This window comes from Paraburkholderia sp. CNPSo 3076 (assembly GCF_026343935.1).
In the GTDB taxonomy this organism is placed as follows: Bacteria; Pseudomonadota; Gammaproteobacteria; order Burkholderiales; family Burkholderiaceae; genus Paraburkholderia; species Paraburkholderia nodosa.
The window spans coordinates 157,902-184,273 of record NZ_JAPMAL010000013.1; the positions used below are offsets into that span (position 1 = coordinate 157,902).

Consider the following 26,372-nt stretch of genomic DNA (forward strand, 5'->3'; position numbering starts at 1 on the left):
AACGCGCAATCAGAATCGCGATGGGTCAACCTCCTCTATTTTTGGTAGGGGGCTCGCTAGCCGTCGCGGTGCATCGATACAGCGGTTCGCAACTCGCGCGTAACATCGAGCGACACGACTGTTAGGGACGAAGCCCTGCGCGCACGATCGACCTGATCGAGCATGACGGGTCGCGCCGCCACCGCGCGGCGTTGTGCGACTCGCGTTCTGCTTAAACGAGAAGGCGCCTCGAATATTCCCGAAGGGCTGCGCGGAAGACAATGGAAAGGTATCCGAAAGATCCGATAGCCGGCGCGAGGCCGTGGCACCGACGCCCGGCGCAACCGGTTGCCCGTATACGAGCGCATGGGGCGCGAATTGCCGGGCCAGGCGGCCCGAGATCGTGTCGAACCTTGCGGTATCGGAACTGGACGGATCGCGCCCGGTCGAATACGATTCACGGATCGAAAATGAACCGCGCAAGTACAACGCGCTCAGCGACATGAAGCGGTCGGACATTACTGCCTTGCCATGGCGCGCAGGGGCAGTGGTCGTTGCCAACACGACTATTCGCTTCGCCTTGCCTGATGTGGGCGACGGATGATATTTAATCCGTATTCCGAATCAATTGCCACGCAATCCATGTTTTTGCTTTGCGCTTCTATTCACGCGCCGACATTTCGCCGCCCTCCCCATTCTGATAGGTGTGGGCGGCCGCGGTAAGCGCTATAGTCTCCATTGAGGGTGCCCCCCGCGTCCTCTCTTTGTGTCTCCTCAAACCTCTTGCCCGCCTCGTGCGGGTATTTTTTTGCCTCGCTAACGCATTGCACCTCCCGCGCGCACGCAATACGTAATTGCCAGGCAATCCTCTCCATCCCATCGTGCGCAATCGGCCCATCGATGCAATACGCATAAAACCCTTTATCTGGGATGGCAGACGATCAGTGTTTACACGAATGGGTTAGAGCATCGCTCTTTTCATAATATCAACGCACTAAAAGCGGCGGTACGAGACTACTCCACAGGAGGCACCGTGACGGGCATCCGACTGAGCGGCGTAACGAAGCGGTATGGCGAAACCGAGGTGATCACCGGCCTCGACCTCGACATTCAATCCGGTGAGTTCCTTGTCTTTCTCGGCCCTTCGGGCTGCGGGAAATCTACCTTGCTGCGCATGATCGCCGGGCTCGAAACCGTGAGCGACGGCCAGATCAGCATTGGCGAGCGGCGCGTGAACGACCAGCCGCCGGGCAAGCGCGGCGTGGCGATGGTGTTCCAGCACTACGCGCTCTACCCGCACATGACCGTGTACGACAACATGGCGTTCGGCCTTCGCAATACGGGCGTAAGCGCGGGCGAAGTCGACCAGCGCATCAACGAGGCCGCGCGCATGCTCGAACTCGGCCCGCTGCTGCAGCGCCGTCCCGCCCAGCTTTCTGGCGGCCAGCGCCAGCGCGTCGCAATCGGCCGCGCCGTCGTCAAGGAACCCGAAGCCTTTCTCTTCGACGAGCCGCTCTCCAACCTCGACGCCGCGTTGCGCACCCGCACGCGCCTCGAGCTCGCGCGCATTCATCAGCGCCTGCATTCCACCATGGTGTTCGTCACGCACGATCAGGTGGAAGCCATGACGCTCGCCACGCGCATCGTCGTCATGAACCGCGGGCGCATCGAGCAGATCGGCGCACCGCTCGACATCTACAAGCGGCCCGCCACGCGCTTCGTCGCGGGTTTCATCGGCACGCCCGCCATGAACTTTATCGATGTCGAGCGCGTTGGCGACAACGGCGGCCGGCTGATCGTCGCCCTGCCGTTCGACGGCGTAGAGGCGCCCACCGCCATTGCCGCGGCGAGCTTGCCAGCGGGCAAGCTCACGCTGGGCGTGCGCGCCGAACACGTGCTGCCGGACCCGCAAGGGCCGCTGGTCGGCCGCGCCGAAGTCATCGAACGGCTAGGCGACCGCTCGCTCGCGCATGTGAGCATGCCCAACGGTCAATTGCTTGTGGCCGAGTTGCCGCGCGCACGCGAACTCGAAATCGAGACGGGCGACACCATCCGCATGAGTCTCGATGCAGCGCACCTGCATGTATTCGATGAAACCGGCAAGGCCTGGCATGGCCTCTAACCGCTCGCTCGCCATGCCGCTGCCGGAAACGCGCGAGGGCCGCCGGCGCAACCTGCGCGCGCCGTGGTCCAACGCGCTGTTCGTGCTGCCGTTCGTGATCGTCTACGTGCTGTTGCTGATCGTCCCGTTGTGCTTTGGCTGGTGGCTCAGCCTGCAACGCGTGGACCTGCTCGCCGGCACGAGCGAGTTCATCGGCATTCGCAACTATCTCGATCTCACCCTCGATCCGATTTTCCGAGGCGCCCTGCGCAACACGTTCTACTTCGTCATTCTCACGGTTCCTGTTTTCGTGCTGCTCGGCCTCGCGCTCGCGCTGGTACTGAACCGACCCGGGCGCTTCGGCGCCGCGCTGCGCGCGCTTTTTTTCGGCTCATCCGTGTTATCGGTCACAATCGTCACATTGGTCTGGAAGCTCGTGATGATGCCCGGCAACGGCCTGCTCGCCGACCTGAGCCACGCGCTCCATTTGCCGGAATTCGTTCCGCTGATGCACGAGGCCACCGCGCTGCCCGCCATCGCCGTCGTCACAGTCTGGTGGATCATGGGCCTGCCGATGATGCTGTTCCTGGCCGCGCTCCAGCAGATTCCGCAGGAGCTTTACGAGGCCGCGGCGCTCGACAACGCCTCGCGCTGGCGCACGTTCACGAAGATCACGCTGCCTTCCATCTGGCGCACCGTTGCGCTCGTGGCGGTGATCGAAGCGGTGCTGCAGTTTCAGTTGTTCGGCCAGGCACAGTTGCTCACGGACGGCGGCCCCAACAATTCCACGCGCCCGCTTGTGCAATTCATCTACGAGACCGGCTTCCGCCAATGGTCGTTCGGCTATTCCGCAGCGGCAGCGCAAATGCTGTTCGCGCTGATGCTGATCGGCGTAGTTGCGCAGGCCTGGCTTCTGCGCAAGAAGGAGAAGGCATGAGCACGTTCGCTTTCGAAACCCGCTCGCGCGGCTCGCTGACGGGCCGCATGGGCGACCGCCTGAGGCTGGGCGCCGTGGTCGTGCTCGCGCTTTTCTGGATCACACCGCTCGTCTGGGTGCTGTGCCTCTCGTTCAAGCCGAATGCGTTTCTCGAACAGCACACCGACGTGCTCTTTTCGCCGCCCTTCACGCTGCAGAACTACACGAACATCCTCAACACCTCGGCGGTGGGCGGGTGGCTCGTCAACAGCCTCATCGTTTCGATCGGCCAGACGCTGCTCACGCTCGTGATCGCCTCGCTCGCGGGCTATGGCTTTGCGCGCACCGAGTTTCCCGGCAAACGCTATATCTATGTGCTTTGCCTGTGCGGACTCGCCGTGCCGGAGCAGGCACTCGTGATTCCGCTGCACCACATCTTCGCCACGCTCGACTGGCACAACACCTACGGCGCGCTGATTCTGCCGCGCCTCGCCTCGCCGTTCGGCGTGTATCTGATGACGCAGTACTTCAAGGCCGTGCCCCTCGAGATCGAGGAGGCCGCCTTGCTCGACAATGCCTCGCGCTTCAAGGTGTTCTGGCGCGTCGTGCTGCCGCTTTCGCTGCCGGCGCAGGCTACGCTCGCCATCTTCACGTTTCTCAGTGCGTGGAACGACTATCTCTGGCCGCTCGTTTCCGCGTCGAAGCCCGAGATGTACACGCTGACGATCGGGCTCGCCTCCACGCAAGGCAATTTCGCGCAGTCCGAGGGCATCGGCTACCTCATGGCGCAGGCCGTCTTCGCCGGCTTGCCCATCTTCGTGCTGTATCTGTTCTTCCAGAAGTACATCGTGGCGGCCGTGGCCGGCACCGCAGTCCGGTAGGCGGCGACCCCGAACCACGCATCGGCCGGCTGCGCCTGATTTTCATTTGATTCGCAGTACAAACAAAATGATCCACTGGGAGCACGTGAACAGCGTGCCAGCGGGGTCTTGCACAGGAGAGAGACATGAGAAGATCGTTGATGCGCGGCGTACTCACGCTTGCTGCGCTCGGCCTTGCGGCACCCTTGACGGCGCCGGCCCAGGCCAAAACGGAAATCACGCTGTCACGCTTTTTCGGCGCCTGCGACGCCGAATACGGCAAGGTCAACGACGTGAGCCAGGCCTCGGGCGAGTGCGGCATCATCACGACGCTCGTCAACCAGTTCAACGCGACGAACAAGGAAGACATCGTCGTCAAGCCGCAGATCATCGAGTGGGCGCCCTACTATACGCAGCTCGACGCGCGCATTCTGAGCCGCGACGTGCCGACCATCTCGGTCATGCACGAGGCCGTACTGGGCGACTACGTGAAGCGCAATCTGGTCGAACCGCTCGACGACGGTTTCAAGTCGGTCGGCGTGGACAAGGGCGATTTCACGTCCCAGGCCCACCGCGCCGTAACGTTCGGCGACAAGACCTATGCGCTGCCGTTCGACACGCATTCGTGGCTCTGGCACATCAACGTGAACCTGTTCAAGAAGGCGGGACTCGTCGACGCGAGCGGCAAGCCCCTCCTGCCGAAGACGCCCGACGAACTGCTCGCTCAGGCGAAGCAGTTCAAGGACAAGACGGGCCTGCCCTACTTCGCTGTGCCGATCGCCAACGAATCGGCCGCGCAAACGCGCACGTTCGACACGTGGGTCTATCAGCAGAACGGCACGCTGTTCCCCAATGGCCCGTCGAAGATCGACATGGACACGCCGGCCGCCACCAATGCGCTCACGCTCTACGACAAGCTCATGAAGGCGGCCGCGATCACGCCGGGGCTCGACTACGGCGCGGCCAACCAGGCCTTCGAAAACGGCAAGGCGGGCGTGCTCATGTGCGGCACGTGGATGATCGAGGACTTCACAAATCTTGCGAAGAAGTCAGATTCTCCGCTTGCCAACGGCTACGACGTGGTGCCGTTCCCGAATCTGTATCAGAAGAAAGCGGTGTGGGCCGACGGCCACTCGTGGGTCATGCTCAAGGGCGGCGCAAAGGACGAAAAGACGCGCCACGCCGCACTCGTGTTCCTCAAGTTCCTCTACGACCACGACGGCGACTGGGCCCGCACCGGCCATCTGCCCGCGCGGCAGTCGATCATCACGAGCGCCACGTTCAACGCGCTGCCGCATCGCGCGGAAATCAAGGAGATCTCCACCACCGGTTACGCACTGCCGAACACCGTGCCGCGCCAGTTCGCGATCCAGCAGATCGTGGGCGAAGAGATCAGCAACATGCTCTCGACGGGCAAGTCGGTCGCCGACGTGCAGAAGGAAGCCGAACAACGCACCAACGCCCTGCTCGCGCGATAACGCCACCGGAGGTCCGCGCCCGCCCGGCGCGGCAGCCTCACTTCACACAGCTACAGGATGGATAGAGGAACACCATGATCGCTTCCCGCCTCATCGTCGATCGCGACTTCGTCATTTCTGAGCTCGACCGGCGCCTCTTTGGCGTCTTCGTCGAGCATATGGGCCGCTGCGTCTACACCGGCATTTTCGAGCCCGGCCATCCGGACGCCGACGAGCGCGGTTACCGCAAGGACGTAATGGCGCTCACGCGCGAGCTCGGCCCGACGATCGTGCGTTACCCGGGCGGCAATTTCCTCTCGGGCTACAACTGGGAAGACGGCGTGGGCCCGCGCGAAAAGCGCCCGCGCCGTCTCGATCTTGCGTGGTACTCCACCGAAACCAACCAGTTCGGCACGAATGAATTCATCGAATGGTGCCGCTCGCTCGACATCGAACCCATGTACGGCGTGAACCTCGGCACGCGTGGTCCCGACGAGGCGCGCCGCTTCGTCGAATATTGCAATCATCCGGGCGGCACGGCGCTCTCCGACCTGCGCCGCGAGCACGGCTATGAACAGCCCCACGACATCAAGTTCTGGTGTCTCGGCAATGAAATGGACGGCCCGTGGCAGATCTGCCGCAAGACTGCCGAAGAATACGGACGTGCCGCGCTCGAAACGGCCAAGCTCATGCGCTCGGTCGACCCCACCATCCAGCTCGCCGCGTGCGGCTCCTCCACGCATGAAATGCCCACCTATGGCGCGTGGGAGGACCGCGTGCTCGATCATTGCTTCGAGCAGGTCGATTTCATATCGCTGCATACTTACTTCGAGAACCGGCGCGACTCGACTGCGGAATTCTTCGGCAACATCGAAGTGATGGACCTGTTCATCAAGGAAATCGTCTCGGTGGCGGACAGCGTGGCCGCGCGCAAGCATTCCTCCAAACGCATCATGCTTTCGTTCGACGAATGGAATGTCTGGTACAAGGCGCGCACCATCAACGACCTGCGCAAGCCGGGCTGGCCCGAGGCGCCGCGGCTCATCGAGGAGGTCTACAACCACGAGGACGCGCTCGTGGCGGGCGGCGCGCTCATCACCATGATGAACAATTCGGACCGCGTGAAAACCGCCTGTCTCGCGCAACTCGTCAACGTGATCGGGCCGATCATGACGGAGCCAGGCGGCCGCGCGTGGCGGCAGACCATCTTCCATCCGTTCGCGCAGGCCTCGAAATTCGGCCATGGCCGCGTACTCAAGCCAGTGATCGATTCGCCCACCTATGAAGCGGAAACCTTTCCGGAGATCCCCTATCTTTGCGCAGCGGTGGTGGACGATCGCGCCACCGGCACGACGACCCTCTTCGCGCTCAACCGCCACCTGAGCGACGAAATGGAACTCGATGTCGAGCTGCGTGGACTCGGCAAGGAACGTACGCTCGATCACGCGCTCGAGTTGTATCATGCCAACATGAAAGCGGTGAACACGGTGGAGGCGCCAACGACGGTGGCGCCGGCAGTCAACAGCGCCGTGTCGGTCGAGGGGGAACGCGTGCGCGCGAAGCTCAAACCGGGCTCGTGGAACGTGATTGTGACGACCGCCCGATAACACAGCACGGACACGCTGTGCACGACGTCCATGAAGGGGAAGTGATGTTCGAGCGCGAACCGGTCGTTGGCAATATAACAACGCAGATCGCCAAGATTATCGGCATGCGCGTGGTCTCGGGCGAGTTTGCGCCCGGCGACGCGCTGCCGGTCGAAAGCGAACTGTGCAGCGCGTACGGCGTGAGCCGCACCACGCTGCGCGAAGCGGTCAAGCAGTTGGCGGGCAAACGGCTCATTGCCGTTTCGCCCAAGATCGGCACACGTGTCCTGCCCTTCTCCGACTGGAACCTGCTCGACCGCGATGTGCTCGCGTGGCGCCTCAATGCGCAGTTCGACTCGAAGATCGTCGAAGACATATTCGAAATGCGTATCTGCTTCGAGCCGCGCGCGAGCTTTCTCGCGGCGCGCCATGGCAAGGAAGAGACCTTCCAGATCATCGAGCGCCGCTACCTGGAACTGGCGAGCGCTTACGGCCAGTCTGCCCAGCATGGCGCCTCGGACATACGCGCGGCCGCCGACGCGAATCTCGAGTTCCATCTCGCCATCATCACGGCCTCGCAGAACGGCATGTTCATCACGATCGGCAACGCCATCAAGGCCGCGCTGCGCGTGTCGTCGGAAATGATGCAGCGCCAGGCCGCGAAGCCTAGCGAAGACCTCGAACTGCATGATGCCGTGCGCCGGCACATCGTCGCGCGCGAAGCCGACGCTGCGGCGGCTGCGATGACGCGCCTGCTCGAGCAGTCGCGCGACCGGATTCTGCGCTATACGATCGCGCCTTGACGAGCGCAGGCGCGCGTTGCCGCGCTGTGCCGATTGCACCACCCTCCACTACGCACGGCTTGCGCGCCGCCGCTACCCGTGCGCACCCTGGTCAGCGTCCCCTTCCGGCCACTATGCAGAAATCGTCACGAGTCGCACGCTAATCGACCAAGACGCGCCGATTTTCGCTACCTAGACTGCAATCGCCGATCCCGCCACGTTACGCGGCAACGCGAAACCCGCAGGCGTGCTCCGCAACAATCCCAAATCGCACTCGCCGGCACTGCAGCACGGAGCGTCCGGCATTGCCCAACATGCACCTGAGGGGAAGTGAAAAGTGAAATTGAAGGTTAAGCACTCCGCACTTGTAGTCGCCTGGGCATTTTCATGTGCCGCCGCGCACGCCGACGTCGTCAAGATTGGTTTTGCGGCGCCGCTCACGGGCGCGCAGTCGAACTATGGCACCGACATGCAAAAAGGCGTGCAACTCGCCATCAACGATTTCAACGCCACGCATCCCGCCATCGGCGGCAAGCCCGTTTCGTTCGAACTCGACTCGCAGGACGACCAGGCTGACCCGCACACGGGAACCGTGGTGGCGCAACGCCTGATCGACGACGGCGTCAGCGGCATCATCGGCCACTTCAACTCGGGCACCAGCATCCCCGCCTCGGATCTGTACAACCGCGCCGGCCTGCCGCAAATTTCGATGGCGACCTCGCCGGTGTACACGGCACGCGGCTACAAGACGACGTTTCGCCTGTTGACGAGCGACGCGCAGGCCGGCCGCATCGTCGGCTCTTATGTGGTGAAGACGCTGCACTACAAGCGCATTGCGATCATCGACGACCGCACCGCATACGGCCAGGGCATTGCCGACGAGTTCGCGAAGGCCGTCGAGGCCGCCGGCGGCACGGTGATCAAGCGCGACTACACGAACGACAAGGCACTGGACTTCTCTGCAATCCTGACCAACCTGAAGGGCCTCAATCCGGACGCCGTGTTCTACGGCGGCGGCGACGCGCAATCGTCGCCGATGATCCGCAAGATGCGCCAGCTTGGCATCAAGGCGGCGTTCGTGACCGGCGAAATGTCGCGCTCGCCCACCTTCCTCAAGATCGGCGGCAGCGCGGCCGAAGGCGCGATCGTGTACATGGGCGGCCTGCCGAAGGAAAAGATGCCCGGCTTCGCCAGCTACGCCACGCGCTACAAGGCGCGCTTCGGCGAAGATCCCATCACGTACTCGCCGTACTCGTACGACGGCACGATGGCGCTTCTCAACGCGATGAAGGACGCGAACTCGACCGATCCGAAGGTCTACGGCCCCTACCTCGACAAGCTGGCGATCAAGGGCGTGTCGGCTGCGACGATTTCGTATGATTCGACCGGCGACCTTAAGGATGCCCCCGTGACCATCTACAAGGTCCAGCACGGCGATTTCAAGCCGGTCGACACGATCGCGGGCAATTGATGTCGTTCGCGGGTCCAGCATGGACCCGCTGAATCCGCACTGATCGGCCTCGGCCATCGGTGCGGATGGGTGCGTCTCCCGCCTGGCCCCATACGCTTGCCCCCAGGTGCCAGATCGCCCCTATCGGGTGTTCCCGCAATCGGGCATGACCGTTGCGCCCACGCCTCGTACGCGGCGGCATCGCCGCCCGTCGAAAGCGAAGGGAGACAGTCATGAGACAAACCGTATTGGGCGTCTACGACAGCTATGGGAGCGCACGTTCCGCGCAAAAGGCACTTGGCGACGCCGGCGTCGCGCAAGCCGATATCGCCATTTACTCAATGTCGGTCGAGGCCCCAGAGGAAAAAGGGCCGCGTGTGTATGCAACGGGCTCGAGCGACACGGGACAACACACGCCGGTATTCGATCAACTCGAACGCTTGTTCGCGCGGCTCTTTACGCACGGCGCCTATCCGCCGGAGACCGAAGATTACCGCGAGTTCATCCGTCGCGGCGGAGCCGTCGTCAGTGCGGACGTTTCCGAAATGCAAGTGAATCTGGCGCGCGAGGTAATGCGCAGCGCGGGCGCAGCGGACATCGAGGAACGCAGCAGTGCCTGGCACAACGCTTCGTCGGGCATCGCGCCCTCCCGCAGCACGGCTCGGGTGGCCGGCAGTTCGCACGAGACATCGCCCGAGGCGGCAGCCGAAACACGGCATGCGGCATTTTCCTCTGCAGTGCCAACCGTAGTCAGCGGCATGCAGCAGGTCACAACGCACGCAACAACGGTGCCCGAGCGAGCCCCGAGCGCCGCCAAAGCGCAGCCGACATCGGCGAGAGGCCTGGTGGGCGATCCTGTCATGGGCACCCCGCTCGACGACGCATCCTACGAGACGGAAGTCCGCAAAGACTATGACGCAAACTACGCGGACTCAGGCATGTCCTATGAAGAATATTGCGCAGCTTACGAGCACGGCGCAACGCTAGGCCAGGACGAACGGTATCGCGGACACGACTGGCAAGGGATCGAGCCGAGTGCTCGCGAGGATTGGGAGTCGCGCTACCCGGAAAACGGCTGGGAAAGATTCAAGGCCGCCGTGCGCCACGGCTGGGAACGCATGAAGAGGGTTTGACGCCGCCTGCTTCCACCTGCCTTTACCTGTTCCCAGGCTGCTGACCCAGGCAGCCTGGGAACACGCGTTCGATTCACCGACTTCGTCTCCCCCTCCTCCTTCCCCTCCCAATACGCGGCGCGCGCCCATCGCGTTTGCGGATTTCCTTCCGTTCCAGCTTGGTTCATCGCCTCGTCAGCGGCCTCCGGCCGTACTCCCGCCGTTCAATCTTGCATATTCGTATACCCCTGGAAGGACTCGTAAGCGATTGGCCAAAGGCCACGCTGATTCCTGCTTCATGCAAGCGCTCTGGAAGCGAAGATTTGCCTCGCCGCACGCCGATTGCCCCCCGATCGGCGTAAGGCGGGGCGCGCTTCCCCCTTCTCGGCGCGCCCCTTTTTTGTTCCATTGCGCCAAGGAGGCCCATCATGACCAGCCCTATCGGTTCGAGCAGTATCGCGCACACGTCCTCGTTGACGACGCTGGGCGAAAACCGCAACACCAGAAACTCCAGCACGGGAGGCACCGCCGGTAACCCCTTTCCGCAGCAGGAAACCGTGAATCCGGCCACGCCGGTCGGTCCGCTCGGCCACAACATCAACACTTCGGCATGACCACTACGCCCTCACGGGAGCCGTCGACGCGGCGCTCGCCCATGTGCCTGACACCACGGTTGTCAACGCATCTGGGGCGCGCCGCGTCGGCCATTGCCCTCGCCTGCCTCGCGCTGCCGCTCGACGGCTGTGCCGTGGTGGCCTTTCCATGCCGGGTCGCATCGGCCACGCTGAAGATCGTGCCGCTGGTCGGTCACCCCGCAGCCGTGCCGTTCGACGCGTGCGCGGCGGCGGTCGACTGATCGAGGTCCAGCCGATGAAACGGGCGTCATTGATCGCTTTCGTTTTGAGCGCGGCATACCTGGCTGCGCCGCTCTCACCCGCGCACGCGGACACGCACTACGAAGGGCGAGTGCAAATCTACGTCGCGCCGAAGGCCCCCGCGCCAGCGAACCCGCCGAGCGAGGCGAGCGCAGTGAATACCGCGAGCGCGGCGCACGTGGCAAGCGCAGCGAAGCCGCCCGCACCGCCGGCGAAAAGGCGACGGTCGGCGCCCGTTGCACCGCCCACCCATCCGCGCGTTCCGGCGCCGGATGACTCGCCCTTTGCATTTCGCGGCATTGTGCTCGGCACGCCGCTGAGCGCGCTGCGGCAATCCGACATGGTGCGCGCGACGCCGCACGAGAGCGAACTGCTTTGCGAGACCGACATCGCGGGCAGCGACATCGGCATGATGGTCAAGAGTTACACGAGCCAAACGGTCGCTTGCCGGTGGGCGCACCACACGGCGCAAGGCTGGACGCCCTCGCGCGCCGTCGTGGACGGCGTGCCCGCGGTGGACCACATCCTGCGCTTTGCGCACGCATCGGCCGGCGACCCGCTGCGGCTCTATGAAATGTCGTTCGTCGTGGACTCGACAACGGCATTCGACCTGCGCAACCTGCTCGCCTCGCGCTACGGTGCGCCGCGCGTGCTTGGCGCGTCTTCGCTGCCGCTGCTCGTGTGGGAGAACGCATCGAGCACGATCACCATGTGCCTGCTGCCCTACAGCCAGCGCGCGACGCTCACATACCTGCTCAAGCCCGCCACGCCGCGCGCCAAAGGCAGCAAGAAGACGCTCAAGCTGAGCCAGTTCGGCGAAGGCTGAAACGGCGCACGCCAACCCGTCGCCGCCCGGACGAACTCGACGAAGCCGCTGAATTTGCTAAATCCGATGAATCACTCTTGCACCCGCTCCTCCGCCATGCCATTCGATCAATCGGAATCCTCAATTTCCAGCGCATGCCGCACGACTCGTTCGAAAGGCCTGCCGTACGTGTTGCTGTGCGCGTCGCTCGCCGCGGCGCTCGCTGGCTGCGCGACGCCGGAGTCGATCGTCAACACGCCCATGACGCCACCGCTCGCGGAACCGCTGCTGAACGTAAATACCAGCGGCGCGATCTATCAGTCGGGCACCGCCATCTCGCTGTACGAAACACCGCGTGCTCAGCGAATCGGCGACGTGCTCACGATCCGGCTGTCCGAAACCTATAGCGGCAACGATGTCGCGAATGCCGCCGCGAAGCGCGACAGCAACATTACAGCCACGGCTGCCGACCAGTCGACCGGCGCGGCGGCGCGACTCGCGCGCCTGTTCAATATCGGCTCGGCTTCGACCTCGTTCAACGGCAGCGGCAATCACTCGCTTTCGAGCGACATGACCGGCACACTGGCCGTCACGGTCATCAGCAAGACGCCTACGGGTAATCTGGTGGTATCCGGGGAGAAGATCATCGCGATGAGCGGTGAGCATCAACGGTTGCGGCTTTCCGGGATCGTTAATCCTAACGATGTGGAGGCCGATAATTACGTTGAGTCGGGGAAGATTGCTAATGCCCGGATCGAGCAGGTGGGGCGTGGGTTGCTCAATGATGCGACTACCGTCGGGTGGTTGCAGCGTATGTTTCTTAGTGTGCTTACGTTTTGAGTTTTTTTGTTGTCCTTGGACGCTTGGGTGTTTTCTTGTTTTCACGTCGGTATGCAAGTGCCGCCCCGCACAGGGGCAACACTTGCATACTGCCGCGAAAATAAGAAAATGCCAATGGTTTAAAAAACGAGCTCAAAGAGACGATCAGTCTTCCTCACCATCAGGTATTTCACCTTCAAACTCATCGCCATACTCACTGCCGGCTTCACCGGCCGGCTCCCGAGCAGCATGCTCACCAAACCGCTCGGCAAACCCCACCTCGCCATCCGGCACAAACACATACCCGTGCCCCCACACCGTCTGAAGATACCGCGGCTCAGAAGGATCGGTTTCTATGAGCCGCCGCAAACGCCAGATCGCGACATCGAGACTACGGTTCCGATACCGCCCAGCCTCCCCATACACGATTTCGATAATGCGCTCGCGCGAAAGAATCGTCATCGAATGATTGACGAACAGCTTGAGAAACGCGAATTCGCTCGAACGCAGCGGCATGCGAACTTCGTCGCGATACAGCTCCCGCGAACGAAAATCGAGTTCAAAAGGGCCAAAGCGAAACGATTCCCGGCTCTCCGGCGCGCCCGTGAGGTTCGATATGCTGCGCCGGCGCATGACTGAACGAATGCGCGCCACCAGCTCGCCCGGATCGAATGGCTTGCCCACGTAATCGTCGGCGCCGAATTCGAGGCCCAGCACGCGGTCGATCACTTCGTTGCGCGCAGTGAGCATGATGACCGGCAAGTCGTCGCCGCTTTCGCGCAAAGCGCGCAGCGCGCTGATGCCATCCACTTCCGGCATCATGATATCGAGCACGACAACCTGCGGCCGCTCGGAGCGCAGCCGCTCCTGCATCGCACGCACGGAGGGCAGCGTCGTGACAGTAAAGCCACGCATCTGCAGATATTCGGCCGTGACGTCGCGCACGACCGGATCGTCGTCGACGAGAAAGATATTATTTGCCATGCGTAAATCGTAAGGGACGAGAACGAGCCGGTACAGGCCCGCAGCCTTACCAATCCTTTCCCGCGCGTCGCGCGAGACACCGGTTTTACTGGTCGCACGAAGCGGACTGGAATGAATTGCCCAACTGCGTCTGGTCGATCACCATGCTGTCCACCAACCCCTTCAGCTTCACCGCCGCGCTCGAATACCGGTCCGTGCCAAGGCCGCGCACTTCGTAACGCCCCGTAATGGCAATATGGTTATGCATGAAGATCGTCAGATTGATCGTCGAAAGATAGGCCCGGCTTTCGTCGCTGAACGTCGGCTTGCCGAATTCGATCGATGCGTTGTACAGGAGGCGCCCTTCACAACTCACCGGCTCGGTTCCGGCGCCGTAGACATCCGAAGTCACGCCGCGCTGCGCGAGCACGAGCTGCAACGACGGCACGAAGTCTCCCGACGTGACCATGGGATTGTTCTCGATGCAGATCGAACTGAGATTGACCGGCCGCCCCGACACGAATTTAGGCGAGGAGTAATTTGACGCGACCGCGTATCCCGCCTGGATCACGGAGCCGGTCGCATCGGCCGCGGTGATGAGCGCCCATGCGCAGCCGTTTAGCGCGAGCGCCGCGGCACACGCGGCGCCGAGTTTCACCGTGCGTGCGCTCGCACGGCTGACGGATGACACGATTTCATGTGGCATGGGAGCGGATACCCGATGCGTTGATGGGCTGCGCGGAACATGACACGTTCCCGACAGGACTCGCCAAGCATGATCGGTGCAAAGCGATACGCGCGATGGCCGGGACATCGGTCAATGTTGAATGCCACTTTCCACTTCTTCAAAAACCTCCCGTTCGGTAAGGGGTTAAACGGCGCTCATAGGCGCCTTTTCAACGCAGAGGCGCGCACCACAAGCGCTCGACGACCTTCGGTGATTACGGCGCGCCGCTGCACGTGTAATGTTTCGTAAGCGCTCCTGCATTCTCCCCGCTGAGTGAGACATTGCGGATTCACCGCCGCGCTATTGTTCTCACTGCGGCGCCTCGCGCCTTTGCGACGCCGGACGAGCCACACGCTGCCCCTGTCTTTCCCCTGCTATTTCAACATCATCATGGCTGCCATGAACCGAGAACCGAAAATCCGTCGCGCCCCCTTCTTCAAGCGCGGCCTGAACGCTGCTGCGATCGCGCTGTTCGCGTCGCTCGCTGGCTCGCCGTTCGCGCACGCTGCAAGCTTTCACTGCCCGCATAACGCGTCCGCTTCTGAGCGGCTCGTGTGCAACGATCCGACGCTCTCCGCGCTCGACGACAAGCTGGCCGCGCTCTATCGCAGCGCATTCGATGCGAGCACCGATACGACCGCGCTCGAAGCCGACCGCGTGAGCCAGTGGCAATGGCGCCAGCACAACTGCAAGGACAAGGCGTGCGTGACGGACTGGTACGACCGACGCATCGCCGAACTCGAAGGCGATCTCAAGCATGGCAGGCAGGCTGCCGTGCGCCGCGTGAAGGAAGGCGTCGTCGAACAGCAACTGGCCCCGTCCGCACAGGAAGCCGTGCTCGAAATGCACGGCATCCCGCCCGCGCCGAAGACCGATGGCGCAGCGGCCGCCCCCTCTGCGGACAGCGCGAAAAGTGTGAAGAAAGCGGGCGCGAAGGTCGCGTCTGCCGAAGCCGATGCGTCGCTGCACCTGCAAAAGATGCCGAGCGGCGTGGCCGCCGACGCGCGCCAGACGAGGCTCGCGCAAGCGCAAGCGCAAGCACACGCGCATCGCCTGCCCGCGAAAGATGCCGCACCGTCCGGCGACGTCTCGGCGATGACCGCGAAAATGGCGGGCGCGAACTCGGCATTCGCCAAAGCGGCAGGCATGGCGTCCATCGACGCGCCGGCCGCGCAGCGCGCGAATCCCGCAGCCAACGAAGCAACCGCGAAGCCGGCGGCGGACCAGGCGAGCGCACAGCAGGGCGTGAGCGCACTCAACTGCGCATCCGTCGCGTCGACGCAATCCGCGCACGCGACGCAGGCATCCATCGAGCAAGGCGCCGTCGCCATGAAGTAAGGGGCCATGTAAGCTACAGCAAGAATTCTGCGGTCGCGCGCTGTTCTTCCGGTAGTCGATATCAAATAAAATACGGCGATGAGTCCACACGTTCTCATCGTCGACGACGATCCGGTCGTGCGCGATCTCCTCTCCAGCTTTCTTCGGGCCAACGGTTTCGAGGCCTCGGTGCTCCACGACGGCACGCATCTCGGCGCGCGGCTGGAACGCGAGCGGCCAGCGGTCGTCGTGCTCGACGTCATGATGCCCCGCACCGACGGCTTGCGCGCCCTTGCCGCCCTGCGCGCGCAAGGCGACGACATTCCGGTGATCTTCGCGTCCGCGCGCGGCACGGTGGGCGACCGCATTGCGGGTCTCACGCTGGGCGCGGACGACTACGTTGCCAAGCCCTTCGATCCCCAGGAATTGCTGCTGCGTATCCAGACCGTGCTGCGCAGGCGCGGCAACGGCCCCGCGGGCGCACCCGTGGCTCGCGAGCGCTATCGCTTCGGCGCATTCGAGCTCGATTTCATGGCGCGCACGCTCGAACGCGACGGCAAGCGCGTGCCGCTGCGCAGCAGTGAGTTCGTGCTCCTGAAGATTTTCACGGAGCATCCCTACCGCGTGCTTTCACGCGTGCTGATTCACGACCTGCTCCACGCAGACGGCCTGGAATTCAACGAGCGCAGTCTCGATGTACCGGTCTGGCGCCTGCGGCGCGTGATCGAAGACAATCCCGCGCAGCCGCGCTACGTACAGACCCTGCGTGGCAAGGGCTACGTGTTCGTGCCGCAGAGCGGGGTCGGCATCGAAGGCGACATCGACAATCTCCCAGCAGATGACAGCGGCCGCAGCCTGAACGCGTAATGGCATGAACAATCCGTTGAATACGCTGTTCGGGCGCATGGCGCTGATGTCCGCGCTCCTGCTGTTCGCCATTCAGGCATGCTGGTTCGTCGTGTTCGCGCCGCAGCCGCGCCGCCACGAAGTGGAAGGCTTCGAGCGCGGCCTGCTGCTCATGCTGCATGCTGCGACCAGCGCAGCGCCCGGTACGGCGACGAGCGCGGCACCCAGCACGCCCCCCAACGAAATGGACCTCGCGCCGGCGCTGCGCGTGCATCTCGTGCCCACCTGGAACATGCCCGCCGACGTGCAGCTCGAAGTGCCCATGCGCGAGCCGCTCGCCGACTTGCGCAAGCAACTCCTGCGCGACCTGCCGCCCGGCACCGAGATTCTCGCCGACCTGCGCCATCGCGAAGCCCTGTGGGTGCGTTTCGCGGGCCAACCCACGTGGATCGTCGCGCCCGTCGATCTGCCGCCCCCGCGCAACCTGCTGCCGCTGTTCGGCTCGATGCTCGCCATCTCGCTGCTTCTCGCGCTGCTCGCCATGTGGCAAATGCAGCGCCCGCTTTCGCTCGTGGCCCAGGCCGCGCGCGCGTTCGGCACCGGCCATCGTCCCGCGCCCGTCAAGCAGCATGGGCCGCGCGAATTGCGCGAACTGATCGGGTCGTTCAACGGCATGATGAAACAGCTCAACGAAGCCGACGACGATCAGGCCGTCATGCTCGCGGGCGTCGCTCACGATCTCAAGTCACCGCTCACGCGCCTGAAGCTGCGTGCGAGCATGATGGGCTCGGAGCGCGAGCGCGAACAGCTCATCCGCGAAGTCGATTCGCTGAACGATATCGTCCAGCAGTTTCTGGAATTCGCCCGCCAGCGGCCCGAATCGGGTCCCGAAGTGGAAGTCGATGCGCTGCTGCGCGAGCAGTTCTTTTCCGACGCCGGCGACGACGACGATGCGCTCTTCAGGCTCGATCTGCGCGCGGGCTCGGCGTTCCGGCTGCAGCGCTCGCTGCTCGACCGGCTCGTGTCGAATCTCGTCGACAATGCGCTCGAACACGGCGTGCCGCCCGTGGAAATCGCCACGCGCCGCGAAGGCGCGCAGTGGATCGTCGAAGTGCGCGATCATGGCCCCGGCATCCCGCCCGAGCGCGTGGCCGCGGCGCTCAAACCCTTCGTACGCCTTGACGAAGCGCGCGGCGGCGAAGGCCATTGCGGGCTGGGGCTCGCTATCGTGACGCGCCTCACGCGCAATCAGGGTGGCCGCTGCGAGTTGTCCAATCATCCCGAAGGCGGGCTGCGCGTGCGTATCGCGCTGCCGGCCGATGCACGGGCAGCTGTGTAAGTCCCTTGTTGCCCTCTGCTTACCCGTTGATTCGACGCTGCGCGCGGCTCAGACCACGAGCCGGCCACGCAGACGATTCACCGTTTCGGGCGCAAGGCCGAGACCCTCGGTGAGATAGCGGTTGAGGTCGCCGTAGCTGCCCTGCACTGCGTCGAACGCGGCCTGCAGATAGCTGGCCTGCACGGGCGGCGTCAGATTGGCCGAATCCACGCCCGTTGAGCGCCACGCATCCGTCAGCATGAAATCCTTCACGATGATTTCGAGCGGCACGTTTGCGATCAGCAGCAACAGCGCGCACGCCCAGCCCACCACGTCCACGCCGGTCCCACCCGTGATCAGCAGCGGCCCCGGCGCGTCCGCGATATGTTCGAGCAGCGCGCCGTAGATCGAACATTGCATGCGGCCTGTTACGAGCGTGCGCCAATGCATTTGCATCGCCGCATCGAGTTCGCCGGCCAGCATGCCCGCGAACGAAGGCGGCTCGAGTGTGCCCAGCACATTGAGCGCGAGGTAACTCGCGGTGCTGGGCGTCACGTCGGGCGCCGCGTCGATTTCCGCAGGCGTGCGCAGATCGTAGACATTGGAAAGCGCCATGCGCTCGAGCGTCGCGGCGTCGGCTGCGTTCGGGGCGAGCGCGTCGGAGCGGTAAATCAGGGCGCGGCGCACGTGCGCGCCGTCGCTCGTCGAGTAGCCCGGCGCCGCGCCGCCCAGATCGCGGAAGTTCGCGACGGAACCGATGACAGGCGTCGGCGCATCCTGCGCGCCGTCGCCTCCCGTGTATTCGCCGCCACACGCACTCAACAACGTGCTGGCGCAACCGCTCAGCGCCAGCAGGCTCACCGTGCCCTTGAGCAACGCGCGGCGCGGCGGGTTGGCGAGTGCGCCGCCACTTCGGTTGAAGTTGCCGGTCGCGGCCACATGCAAACGCTTACGCGCCTGCGCGAACGAAGAAGTGTAGGCGGAGAAAGGCAAATTCATCGGATGGCAGCTTATGTAGGGAGCCCGCCGTTCGAGCGGGCCGCTGCAACGTCGCGCGTCGCATGCGTTCGGAAAGGGCGCAGTTTACCGGCAGATGCGCCTGAAAAGGTAAAAGCGCAAAACGCCGTAATAATTTTTTCCGATTCACGGGGCATTGCGCACCGATATTCTTCGCCGGTTTTTACTTATATTCTTACCGGACCTTTCCATTTACGCAAACCAGGTAATTCCTGTGCTAATGCGCGGATATTTCCCGTTTCAATCCATGCCTGAATATCGGCCGCGCGGGGTATTTTCTTTATAGATCCTTCAAGTTCTTTCCAAATATTATTCTTGACGCTCTTTGTCGCGCTTTTATAATCGCCCCTGAATTCAGGCATTCGCCTGGGCCACCGTGGCAGTCGTCGACTGCCCCTGGGAGTACCACGTCATGTACAAAGGCAGTGTGACCGAAGAAGCGCGTGAAGTGCTGCGCGCAATCGAGCTGATCCAGCTGGGCGCACGCATGCCTGTGCTCGAAAAAGAACTGACGCTTTCGCGCAATCGTTTGATCAGGCTTTACCGGGAACTCAAGAACGCTTCGCCGCCCAAGGGCATGTTGCCGTTTTCGGCAGACTGGTATTTCACGTGGCTGCCGAACATTCATGCGTCGCTCTTCTACAACATCTATCTGTTCCTTGCGGATAGAGCGAAATGCAGCCGGCTCGACGCCCTCACGCGGGCGTACCGCCTTTATCTCGAGCACTGCGAGAGCGCCGAAACCGAACGCGTGCTGAGCTTCACACGGGCGTGGACGCTGCTGCGCTTCTTCGAAGGCGGCCTGCTCACGCTGTCGAGCTGCACCGTTTGCTCCGGCCGTTTCGTGCGCCACGTGCGCGACGCACACAAACCCACCGCCTGCTGCATTTGCATGCCGCCCGCGCGCGCCGGTATGACGCGCGCCGCACGCGCGAGCCGCACTACGGAAACCGACACCCCGGCGGCCACCTCCGCCACGCGAGGCCGTGCCGCAGCAACGCTGGGCGAGCTTTCGGGCACCATGCGCGAAACCATGCGCGACACGCTCGCCGAAGTCACGCGCGCCCTCGATCCCAAGCGTTCCGCGAACCGCTTGCGCCTTGTCGCTTCGGTTCCCGTCTAGGCGCAAGCGGCACGTTCCTTACGTCACATCCTCATCGCACTCTGCATCCGCCTGCAGAGCGCGAATATCGCATGCGCAAATCCGGCAGATTGCTTTGTGATCCTGATGAACGTGCTGATTCTGGCGAAGTTCGCATTGCTGCGCCGCAAGCTCAATGGCGTGTGAGTGGGCGGCCTGCCAGATCTCCCAGGCGATCTGCGCGCCGCTGTGCGAATAATCGTCGTTTTGATCGCGCTCGAGCGCATCGGGCAGACGCGTGTGGACTTGCAGATAGTGCGTGCGATAAAGCGCCTCGAAAATCTCGCGGCGTGACGGGCGCTTCAAGCTCGCCTCTTCGCGAACGTGACCGGATTTGTAAGGCGAAGAGACTTGATCCACATGCGACGTCGAGGCGTACTTCTTCTTGCGGGTGGGGAGGATCACGTATTCGTCGCGCGGCAATACCCACACGACGTTCCGGATATCGATATTGTCGCAGGCTGGGCAAAAAAATTGGCCGCGGAATATCGCGAATTTTTCTGCGTTATTCGTGAGTCGTTTCAGCACCGGACCTGCGATTATTGTGGGCATAAGAAAGTCGAAAGGAGTCGACCATGCAAATCGCGGCGGCGACACAGTTCGCCAACAGCAGCGCCAACACGAGCACACACCGTGCGGGCGCGGCTTCAGACCAGGCAGAACAGGACGGCACGCAGTCGAGCAACGATTCGACGACCGTCGCGTCGTCCACATCGCAGGGCGATGCCGTGCAGATTTCGCCGCAAGGCTATGCTGCCGCGTCAACTGACGATACCGCGGACAGCGACGACGCCGCGGCCGACGCGGCCGGCGCGAGCGATACCAGCGATGCCAGCGATGCCACTGACACGAGCGACACAACCGACGCAACGTCGACGCCGGCCAGCGCGCAGCCCCTGAAATCGCTCGTTTATGGCGCGTTAGGACTCGAGCGTCCCGACGCGCCCGCCGACCCGAACCACACGTATACGCTTGGGCGCTGGATCGCGGCGGGCATTACGCTCGGCGGCATCATTTCGCTGTTTATCTGAGCGCGCTGCGTCGCAATCCGGCGCGCATAATGGTTCGGAGACCCGATGATATGGGCGACAAGTCGGCTATCATCACTGCCGGCAAGACCATCAATCCATAACGGTCCACGAGGTCCACCCGTGGCTCTCAGCGCCTTTGCCACTTCGCAAGCCGTTGCGCTCGCCGCCATCGCTGCCGCGGCCGTCGCGCTCGTCAAGGGGGCTGCGGCAGGTAGGTGCGCCAGGCGAGCGACACACCGTCTCGCGCCGTATAACCTGCCGCATCGCCTGTCCAAATCCGCCAAACTGGCGGAATCCGCCGATTGATCTTCGCGGCGATGTGGCCCATATTCAAACAAGTGCAGGCACCGGTTTTGCGACAATTCGTCAATCGAAGCGAAAGCGCACTCCCCCATGCTCAACGCCCCTGGTCACGACGATTCCGATCCGTCGGAGTGCCCCTACTGCGGGACCAGGTTCAATGCGCCGCTCGCACTCTGCCCTCAATGCGGAGCGAATCAACAGGCCGCTGCCGCCCGCATCGCAGCCGCGAGCGAAGGCCTGCCGGACGAACGCGCACACGGGGTAGCCGAGCGCCTACGCGCGAACCTGGGCACGCTCCCGGGCGCCCTTGGCGGCAATCGGGCCTACGACGGCGAGTACCCTTCGATCGACGAGGAACACGTTGCCGAGCCCAAGCGGCTGGCGCGCTATGCGTGGGCGGGTCTCGGCGCGCTCGCGATCGCGCTCACCGGTTTTGCGTTCCTGCATCGCAGCGAATGGGAGCCGAAGTTCGGCGCACAGGTGGTCGTGGGGTCCGTGATCGGGTCGAAGGGCACACAAGGCGTACAGGGCACTAGTGGCACCCTCGCCGCGCTGCCTAACCGGCCGCCCACCGTCCTGCCGCGAGCGAACGCGGCGCAGCGCCACGTCGCCCAGGAAAATGCGCCGACCGTCTCACGCCCGGCCGCCGCGCCGCGCTATGCGAGTGCGCATCCCGAGGTCGCGAGCAATCTGGCCAGCGCGCGTCTGAATCTCGACAAGAACAACCTCTGGCCCGCACGCAGGGCGCTCACGAGTGCGCTCGCCGTCGAGCCCGGCAACCCTGACGCGCAGCAGTTGCAGGCCGACCTCGTCGCGCGCGAGCAGCAGCGCGACGCATTGATCAGCGAGGCTCGGCAATGCGAGCATGAGCGCCAATGGGCTTGTGTGCGGCAAAACGCAGGGCATGCGGTGGAAGTCGACGCATCGAGCCGCGAAGCGAGGCACCTGCTCACGCTCGCCAGCACCGAGCACCGGCCGCCCGCCGGCAAGCGCAATGGCCGGGCGTGGCCATGGGAAAGCCAGTATGCGCAGGCAGGCGACAGCCGCTCTCGCCAGGATCCCCTCTTCTGGCATCACTGATCGGCCCCTTAGGCAGTACTTGCAGTTGATTTGTGAACGATGAATAATATTGAACGACGTTCAATATTATTCATCGTTCACATGTCCACGCCCACGCCCGCTTCCCCAGGCCGCCGCGACCGTAAACGTCTGCAGACCCTGGAACATCTCGCGCGCACCGCCGCCGCGCTCTTCGAAGCTCGCGGTTACGAACCGGTGACCATGGAGCAGATCGCCGCCGCCGCGGACGTGGCCAAGGGCACGCTGTACAACCATTTCCCGGTGAAAGAGGCGGTGCTCGCCCATTGGCTGCATCTCGAATTGGCAGCGAATCTCGCAGCGCTGCACACCAGGCTCGAATACACACCGGGCTTCGCTGCGGGCGCGCGGCTCGTGCTCGATCATTGCGCGAGCTGGTGCGAGGCGCACCCGGACTATCTCGCGCCTTACCTGCGGTTTCGCTTTCTCGGCATCGGCACGGAGCCTTCGCCGTCGCGGGACAGCGAGCAGCTCAGCGACATCGCGGATACCTTTGCCTGGCTCGTCCGGCGCGCGCAGGCGCAAGGCGAACTGCGCGACGATCTCGACGCGGCGCGGCTCGCCCTCTCGTTCCACCACCTCTACCTCGGCGCCATGCTGCGCTGGCTGGCCGAACCGCGCCTGAAACTGCGCAAGGAGTTTGCCGCTGCGGTCGATTTGTTCCTGCACGGCGCGGCCCTGCCCGCGCAGGCGGCCCGGAAAACACCCGCTAAAGCCGCGCCGAAACCGAGGAAAAAGGCCCCATGAAGCTACTGATTGCGACCTACGGCACCGAAGGTGATGCGCGCCCGTTCGCCGCGCTTTGCCGCAGCTTGATGGACGCGGGCCACGAAGCGCGCCTGCTCGCCGACGCCGCCACGCTCGGCAGCGCCCACGCACTCGGCGTGCCGGCCACGGCGCTGGCCGGCGACATTCGCGGCATGCTTCGCCCGGACCACGCGATCGCTGGCGCCGTCGCGAGGGGAGGTGGCTTCAACGAGACCGCACGTGCGCTCGCGAAGATCGCCAACGAAAACGCGCAGTCATGGATGCGCACCATCGTCGAGGCGGGCGAGGGTTGCGATGCGATTCTGGTTGCCGGGCTGGCCGCGTTCGTGGGGCTTTCCGCGGCGGAGTATCTCGGCGCGAAAGGCATCGGCTCGGGCATGATCCCGATCACGCCGACTGCGGCCTTTCCCTCGCCGTTCTTGCCGCCCAGGTGGGTGCCTCGCGTGCTCAACCGCGCCAGCCACGCGCTGGTGAACGGCCTGCTCTGGAAGGCGTTCCGCGACAGGACCAACGCCGCGCGCGCGATGTTCGGCCTGCCGCCGCGCAAGGCGGTATGGAAGGACCACCCGATGGTGTATGGCGTCTCGCCAGGTCTGCTGGCCGCGCCTGCCGACTGGCCCGCCAACGCGCATCTATGCGGACAGTGGCTGGCGCCGAGCCCGGCATGGACGCCACCGGCTGCGCTGGCGCGCTTTCTCGCTGCGGGAGACGCGCCCGTCTACATCGGCTTTGGCAGCATGACGGGCTTCGACAATGCGCGGCTGCTCAATGCCCTGATCGAAGCGATGCAGGGCCGGCGCGCACTCTTCTACCCGGGCTGGAGCGGCATCTGTCCACAGGCGCTTCCCGAAAACTTTTTCGTCGTCGGCGACACGCCGCACGACTGGCTGCTCCCGCGCACCGCCGCCGTCATTCATCACGGCGGCTCCGGTACTTCGCACTCCGCAGCACGCGCAGGGGTGCCTTCCATCGTGACGCCGTTCGCGGGCGACCAGTTCTTCTGGGCGGAGCGTCTGCGCCAGGCTGGCGTCGCACCGCCAGCGGTCGACGGACGCCAGCCCAACGCCCGAGCGTTCGCGAACGCACTCGACTTTGCCGCCAGCGAAACGGTGCGAAGCCGCGCCCGCGCACTAGGCGAAACGATGCGTGCGGAAAACGGCGTGGCGAACGCGGTGGCCGCCCTCGAGCGCATCGTTGCGGTCGATGTGCGCGAGGGCGCCTGACGTCAACCGGTCAGTGAAGCCGCGATGGCCTTCCTGAACGGCATCAGTTTCGAAGCCGCGCGCAGCATGAAGTCGCGCGCCAGTTTCGCGGGCGCGCTGTTGTTCGTATAGACGTCGGTGATGAACCGGGTCGCGAGATAGAGCGGCTTCGTCGCGCGGCGGTGCTGTGTTTCATAGCGCTGCAAAACCGAGGCGGCCCCGAGATCGAAGCCGCTCTTATGCGCTTCGATGATTCGGTTACCTAAGGTTTCCACGCCGAGCAACCCGAAATTGAACCCATGCGCGGTCACCGGGTGCATGCCGACCGCGGCGTCGCCCACGGCCGCGAAGCGTTTGCCGACGAAGCGTTCCGGATAAACGGCCACGAGCGGATACACATGCCGGGTGCTCGCCAGCTTCATCGCGCCCAGCCTGTGCATGAAACGATCCTCGATATGCCGCGCGAATGCGTCGGGCGCAAGCGCGGCGATCTCGTTGACCTGGCCCACGGGCAGCGTGAGCACGACCGACGACTGATGCGCGTTCGTCGAGCGCTCCGCGTTCATGGGCAGCAACGCGAGCGTCTGATCGTAGCCGAACCATTCCCACGCGGCGTGCTCGTGAGGCGCTTCATGCGTCATGCGGCAAACCAGCATCGCTTTGCCGAAATCGTGCATGCTGGCGGCAATGCCCATCATCTTGCGCGTGGACGAGAAGCGGCTGTCCGCCGCGACGATCAGCTTCGCCGAGAGCGTTTCGCCGCTCTCCAATGTCACGCTCGCCAGAGCGTCATCGGCTTTCACAGCGCTGACCTTTTGGGCCGCGAGCAGCGTCACGTCGCCATGCTCCGCCGTGCTTTGCCGCAGCGCCTCGTAGGCAGCCTTGCGAATCAGGTGATTGGAGACCAGCCAGCCCAGCTCCGCGTGGCCGCTCAGGTCGTGCCCGATCTCGAGCGCCCCCGGCGAGGGACCATTGAACACCCTGGCGCTGCGAAGCGGAGCCCGCGCGTGCGGGTCGATGAGATCCCAAAGCCCGAACCTGCGCATCGCGCGCACCGACTTCTGGGTCAGCGCGATCTCGCGCCCGTCGAACTGCGGCTCGCCGATGTCGGCGAGGCTCTGCTGCTCGACCATGACGATCTTGAGGCCAACACCACTGAGCGAGCGCGCAAGACACAGCCCCACCGGCCCGGCGCCTACGATTACGATATCTGCTTGCATGAATCGAACGATTGGAATGTGACTCAGACGGCTTGATCGGCTTGATCGGCTTGATCGACCTTCGCGATGCCGCGTTCGCGCAGGGCTTCGACCATGAGCGCGTCCATCGACTTCACGTGCCAGGCGAACCATTCGCGCAGTTCGCCCACCAGTGGCCGACCCGTGTCGAAGCGCCCCTCGTCGGCAACTTGCTGCGCACCTCGCCGACCACGTTCAGGACGTGCCGATGCTGGCTGGCATGGCAATGGCGCGGACCGAAGTTCATTACCTCCATCCACGCTTCTTCCTGCGCGAAATGCTGTTTGGTGTGCGCCGCCCACGCGTCGAACGCGCCGAGCCATGTTCCGTCGCTCGCGCGCGCGAGCGCGTCGAGCAGCGCGACGAACTCGGCATGCATCGTATCGGTCATGGGTTCGCCCAGTTGCAGATCGGGCGCGAGTGTCGGCGAGGGGCGCGGCGCGGGTGAGGTCATGAAGGAAGGTGACGGCGTTCAGGAACGGTGCGAAAAGCCCTCTCGGGCAATTTTTCAAGATACCGAGGCGCATAGAATTGCGCGCTGATTTTTAGCAAACGTCGCACGATCGGTCACTGAGGCCGATGGACGCGGGCTGAGCGCATGCAAGAAGCGATCAGACGAAAAGAAACATCGATTCCGGCGCAGCGCGGGGGGCGCGGGCCG

Annotated in this window: 27 protein-coding genes; 21 read left to right on the forward strand and 6 right to left on the reverse strand. The window is 63.9% G+C overall.

Going from position 1 to position 26,372, the window contains the following annotated elements; translation table 11 throughout:
• Positions 1-382: 382 nt before the first annotated feature.
• From M3A49_RS16935 to M3A49_RS16995, 13 genes are all read left to right on the forward strand, one after another.
• Positions 383-583 carry a hypothetical protein gene (locus tag M3A49_RS16935; RefSeq protein WP_266229704.1) on the forward strand — a complete coding sequence of 67 codons (201 nt, stop codon included), beginning with the start codon at positions 383-385 and terminating at the stop codon, positions 581-583.
• Between the two features lie 429 nt (positions 584-1,012).
• Entirely contained in the window at positions 1,013-2,101 is a 1,089-nt protein-coding gene (locus M3A49_RS16940; protein ID WP_266229705.1) for an ABC transporter ATP-binding protein, read from the forward strand.
• The gene (locus M3A49_RS16945) at positions 2,091-3,017 is read left to right on the forward strand and encodes a carbohydrate ABC transporter permease (RefSeq protein WP_266229706.1); all 927 of its coding nucleotides are present in this window, start codon (positions 2,091-2,093) and stop codon (positions 3,015-3,017) included. Before M3A49_RS16940 ends, M3A49_RS16945 begins: the two co-directional genes overlap by 11 nt.
• Positions 3,014-3,877 carry a carbohydrate ABC transporter permease gene (locus M3A49_RS16950; protein WP_254354198.1) on the forward strand — a complete coding sequence of 288 codons (864 nt, stop codon included), beginning with the start codon at positions 3,014-3,016 and terminating at the stop codon, positions 3,875-3,877. The genes M3A49_RS16945 and M3A49_RS16950 overlap by 4 nt, the downstream gene beginning before the upstream one ends.
• Before the next feature lie 125 nt (positions 3,878-4,002).
• Positions 4,003-5,334 carry an extracellular solute-binding protein gene (locus M3A49_RS16955; RefSeq protein WP_266229707.1) on the forward strand — a complete coding sequence of 444 codons (1,332 nt, stop codon included), beginning with the start codon at positions 4,003-4,005 and terminating at the stop codon, positions 5,332-5,334.
• Positions 5,335-5,408: 74 nt separating this feature from the next.
• On the forward strand, positions 5,409-6,920 hold the full coding sequence (locus tag M3A49_RS16960) for an alpha-N-arabinofuranosidase (protein WP_266229708.1): 1,512 nt from the start codon (positions 5,409-5,411) through the stop codon (positions 6,918-6,920).
• Between the two features lie 17 nt (positions 6,921-6,937).
• Positions 6,938-7,702 (forward strand): FadR/GntR family transcriptional regulator, encoded by a 765-nt coding sequence (locus M3A49_RS16965; protein ID WP_266229710.1) that lies wholly within the window; start codon positions 6,938-6,940, stop codon positions 7,700-7,702.
• Between the two features lie 316 nt (positions 7,703-8,018).
• Positions 8,019-9,152, forward strand: a complete 1,134-nt coding sequence (locus M3A49_RS16970; protein ID WP_266229711.1) for a branched-chain amino acid ABC transporter substrate-binding protein — start codon at positions 8,019-8,021, stop codon at positions 9,150-9,152.
• 212 nt (positions 9,153-9,364) lie between these two features.
• On the forward strand, positions 9,365-10,264 hold the full coding sequence (locus M3A49_RS16975; protein WP_266229713.1) for a hypothetical protein: 900 nt from the start codon (positions 9,365-9,367) through the stop codon (positions 10,262-10,264).
• A gap of 407 nt (positions 10,265-10,671) precedes the next feature.
• Complete coding sequence (locus M3A49_RS16980; RefSeq protein ID WP_266229714.1) at positions 10,672-10,857, forward strand: hypothetical protein; 186 nt, start codon at positions 10,672-10,674, stop codon at positions 10,855-10,857.
• A 59-nt stretch (positions 10,858-10,916) separates the two neighbouring features.
• On the forward strand, positions 10,917-11,099 hold the full coding sequence (locus tag M3A49_RS16985; RefSeq protein WP_201696497.1) for a DUF6726 family protein: 183 nt from the start codon (positions 10,917-10,919) through the stop codon (positions 11,097-11,099).
• Between the two features lie 29 nt (positions 11,100-11,128).
• Positions 11,129-11,944: a hypothetical protein gene (locus M3A49_RS16990; RefSeq protein ID WP_266229715.1), complete on the forward strand. Its 816-nt coding sequence runs from the start codon at positions 11,129-11,131 to the stop codon at positions 11,942-11,944.
• 54 nt (positions 11,945-11,998) lie between these two features.
• Positions 11,999-12,763, forward strand: coding sequence for a flagellar basal body L-ring protein FlgH (locus M3A49_RS16995; RefSeq protein ID WP_266229716.1), 765 nt, complete (start codon positions 11,999-12,001; stop codon positions 12,761-12,763).
• A 144-nt stretch (positions 12,764-12,907) separates the two neighbouring features.
• Here M3A49_RS16995 and M3A49_RS17000 read toward each other — a convergent pair whose 3' ends face one another.
• Together M3A49_RS17000 and M3A49_RS17005 are read right to left on the reverse strand one after the other, a co-directional pair.
• Positions 12,908-13,726, reverse strand: a complete 819-nt coding sequence (locus M3A49_RS17000; protein WP_266229718.1) for a response regulator — start codon at positions 13,724-13,726, stop codon at positions 12,908-12,910.
• Between the two features lie 85 nt (positions 13,727-13,811).
• Positions 13,812-14,396, reverse strand: a complete 585-nt coding sequence (locus M3A49_RS17005; protein WP_323183161.1) for a hypothetical protein — start codon at positions 14,394-14,396, stop codon at positions 13,812-13,814.
• A 435-nt stretch (positions 14,397-14,831) separates the two neighbouring features.
• On the opposite strand from M3A49_RS17005, the gene M3A49_RS17010 reads away from it, so the two are divergent.
• The 3 genes from M3A49_RS17010 (at position 14,832) to M3A49_RS17020 (ending at position 17,934) form a co-directional block, all read left to right on the forward strand.
• Positions 14,832-15,770, forward strand: a complete 939-nt coding sequence (locus tag M3A49_RS17010) for a lysozyme inhibitor LprI family protein (RefSeq protein WP_266229719.1) — start codon at positions 14,832-14,834, stop codon at positions 15,768-15,770.
• A gap of 78 nt (positions 15,771-15,848) precedes the next feature.
• A complete protein-coding gene (locus tag M3A49_RS17015; RefSeq protein WP_266229721.1) occupies positions 15,849-16,616 on the forward strand; it encodes a response regulator in 768 nt (255 codons plus the stop codon).
• A 4-nt stretch (positions 16,617-16,620) separates the two neighbouring features.
• Positions 16,621-17,934 carry an ATP-binding protein gene (locus M3A49_RS17020; RefSeq protein ID WP_266229723.1) on the forward strand — a complete coding sequence of 438 codons (1,314 nt, stop codon included), beginning with the start codon at positions 16,621-16,623 and terminating at the stop codon, positions 17,932-17,934.
• A 48-nt stretch (positions 17,935-17,982) separates the two neighbouring features.
• Here M3A49_RS17020 and M3A49_RS17025 read toward each other — a convergent pair whose 3' ends face one another.
• Positions 17,983-18,912, reverse strand: coding sequence for a tyrosine-protein phosphatase (locus M3A49_RS17025; protein ID WP_266229725.1), 930 nt, complete (start codon positions 18,910-18,912; stop codon positions 17,983-17,985).
• Positions 18,913-19,342: 430 nt separating this feature from the next.
• Here M3A49_RS17025 and flhC point away from each other — a divergent pair, with 430 nt between their 5' ends.
• Positions 19,343-20,053, forward strand: a complete 711-nt coding sequence (gene flhC, locus M3A49_RS17030) for a flagellar transcriptional regulator FlhC (protein WP_266229726.1) — start codon at positions 19,343-19,345, stop codon at positions 20,051-20,053.
• An 18-nt stretch (positions 20,054-20,071) separates the two neighbouring features.
• On the opposite strand, the gene M3A49_RS17035 is transcribed toward flhC, so the two are convergent.
• Positions 20,072-20,599, reverse strand: coding sequence for a hypothetical protein (locus M3A49_RS17035; protein WP_254354185.1), 528 nt, complete (start codon positions 20,597-20,599; stop codon positions 20,072-20,074).
• 47 nt (positions 20,600-20,646) lie between these two features.
• Between M3A49_RS17035 and M3A49_RS17040 the strand changes: the two genes are divergently transcribed.
• From M3A49_RS17040 to M3A49_RS17055, 4 genes are all read left to right on the forward strand, one after another.
• Positions 20,647-21,102: a hypothetical protein gene (locus tag M3A49_RS17040; protein WP_266229727.1), complete on the forward strand. Its 456-nt coding sequence runs from the start codon at positions 20,647-20,649 to the stop codon at positions 21,100-21,102.
• 393 nt (positions 21,103-21,495) lie between these two features.
• Positions 21,496-22,485, forward strand: coding sequence for a hypothetical protein (locus tag M3A49_RS17045; RefSeq protein ID WP_266229728.1), 990 nt, complete (start codon positions 21,496-21,498; stop codon positions 22,483-22,485).
• Positions 22,486-22,566: 81 nt separating this feature from the next.
• Complete coding sequence (locus tag M3A49_RS17050; protein ID WP_266229729.1) at positions 22,567-23,250, forward strand: TetR/AcrR family transcriptional regulator; 684 nt, start codon at positions 22,567-22,569, stop codon at positions 23,248-23,250.
• Positions 23,247-24,494 (forward strand): glycosyltransferase, encoded by a 1,248-nt coding sequence (locus M3A49_RS17055; protein ID WP_266229730.1) that lies wholly within the window; start codon positions 23,247-23,249, stop codon positions 24,492-24,494. The genes M3A49_RS17050 and M3A49_RS17055 overlap by 4 nt, the downstream gene beginning before the upstream one ends.
• Positions 24,495-24,496: 2 nt before the next feature.
• Here M3A49_RS17055 and ubiM read toward each other — a convergent pair whose 3' ends face one another.
• Together ubiM and M3A49_RS17065 are read right to left on the reverse strand one after the other, a co-directional pair.
• A complete protein-coding gene (ubiM, locus tag M3A49_RS17060; protein WP_266229731.1) occupies positions 24,497-25,693 on the reverse strand; it encodes a 5-demethoxyubiquinol-8 5-hydroxylase UbiM in 1,197 nt (398 codons plus the stop codon).
• A gap of 112 nt (positions 25,694-25,805) precedes the next feature.
• A complete protein-coding gene (locus M3A49_RS17065) occupies positions 25,806-26,165 on the reverse strand; it encodes a hemerythrin domain-containing protein (RefSeq protein ID WP_266229732.1) in 360 nt (119 codons plus the stop codon).
• Between the last annotated feature and the right edge of the window lie 207 nt (positions 26,166-26,372).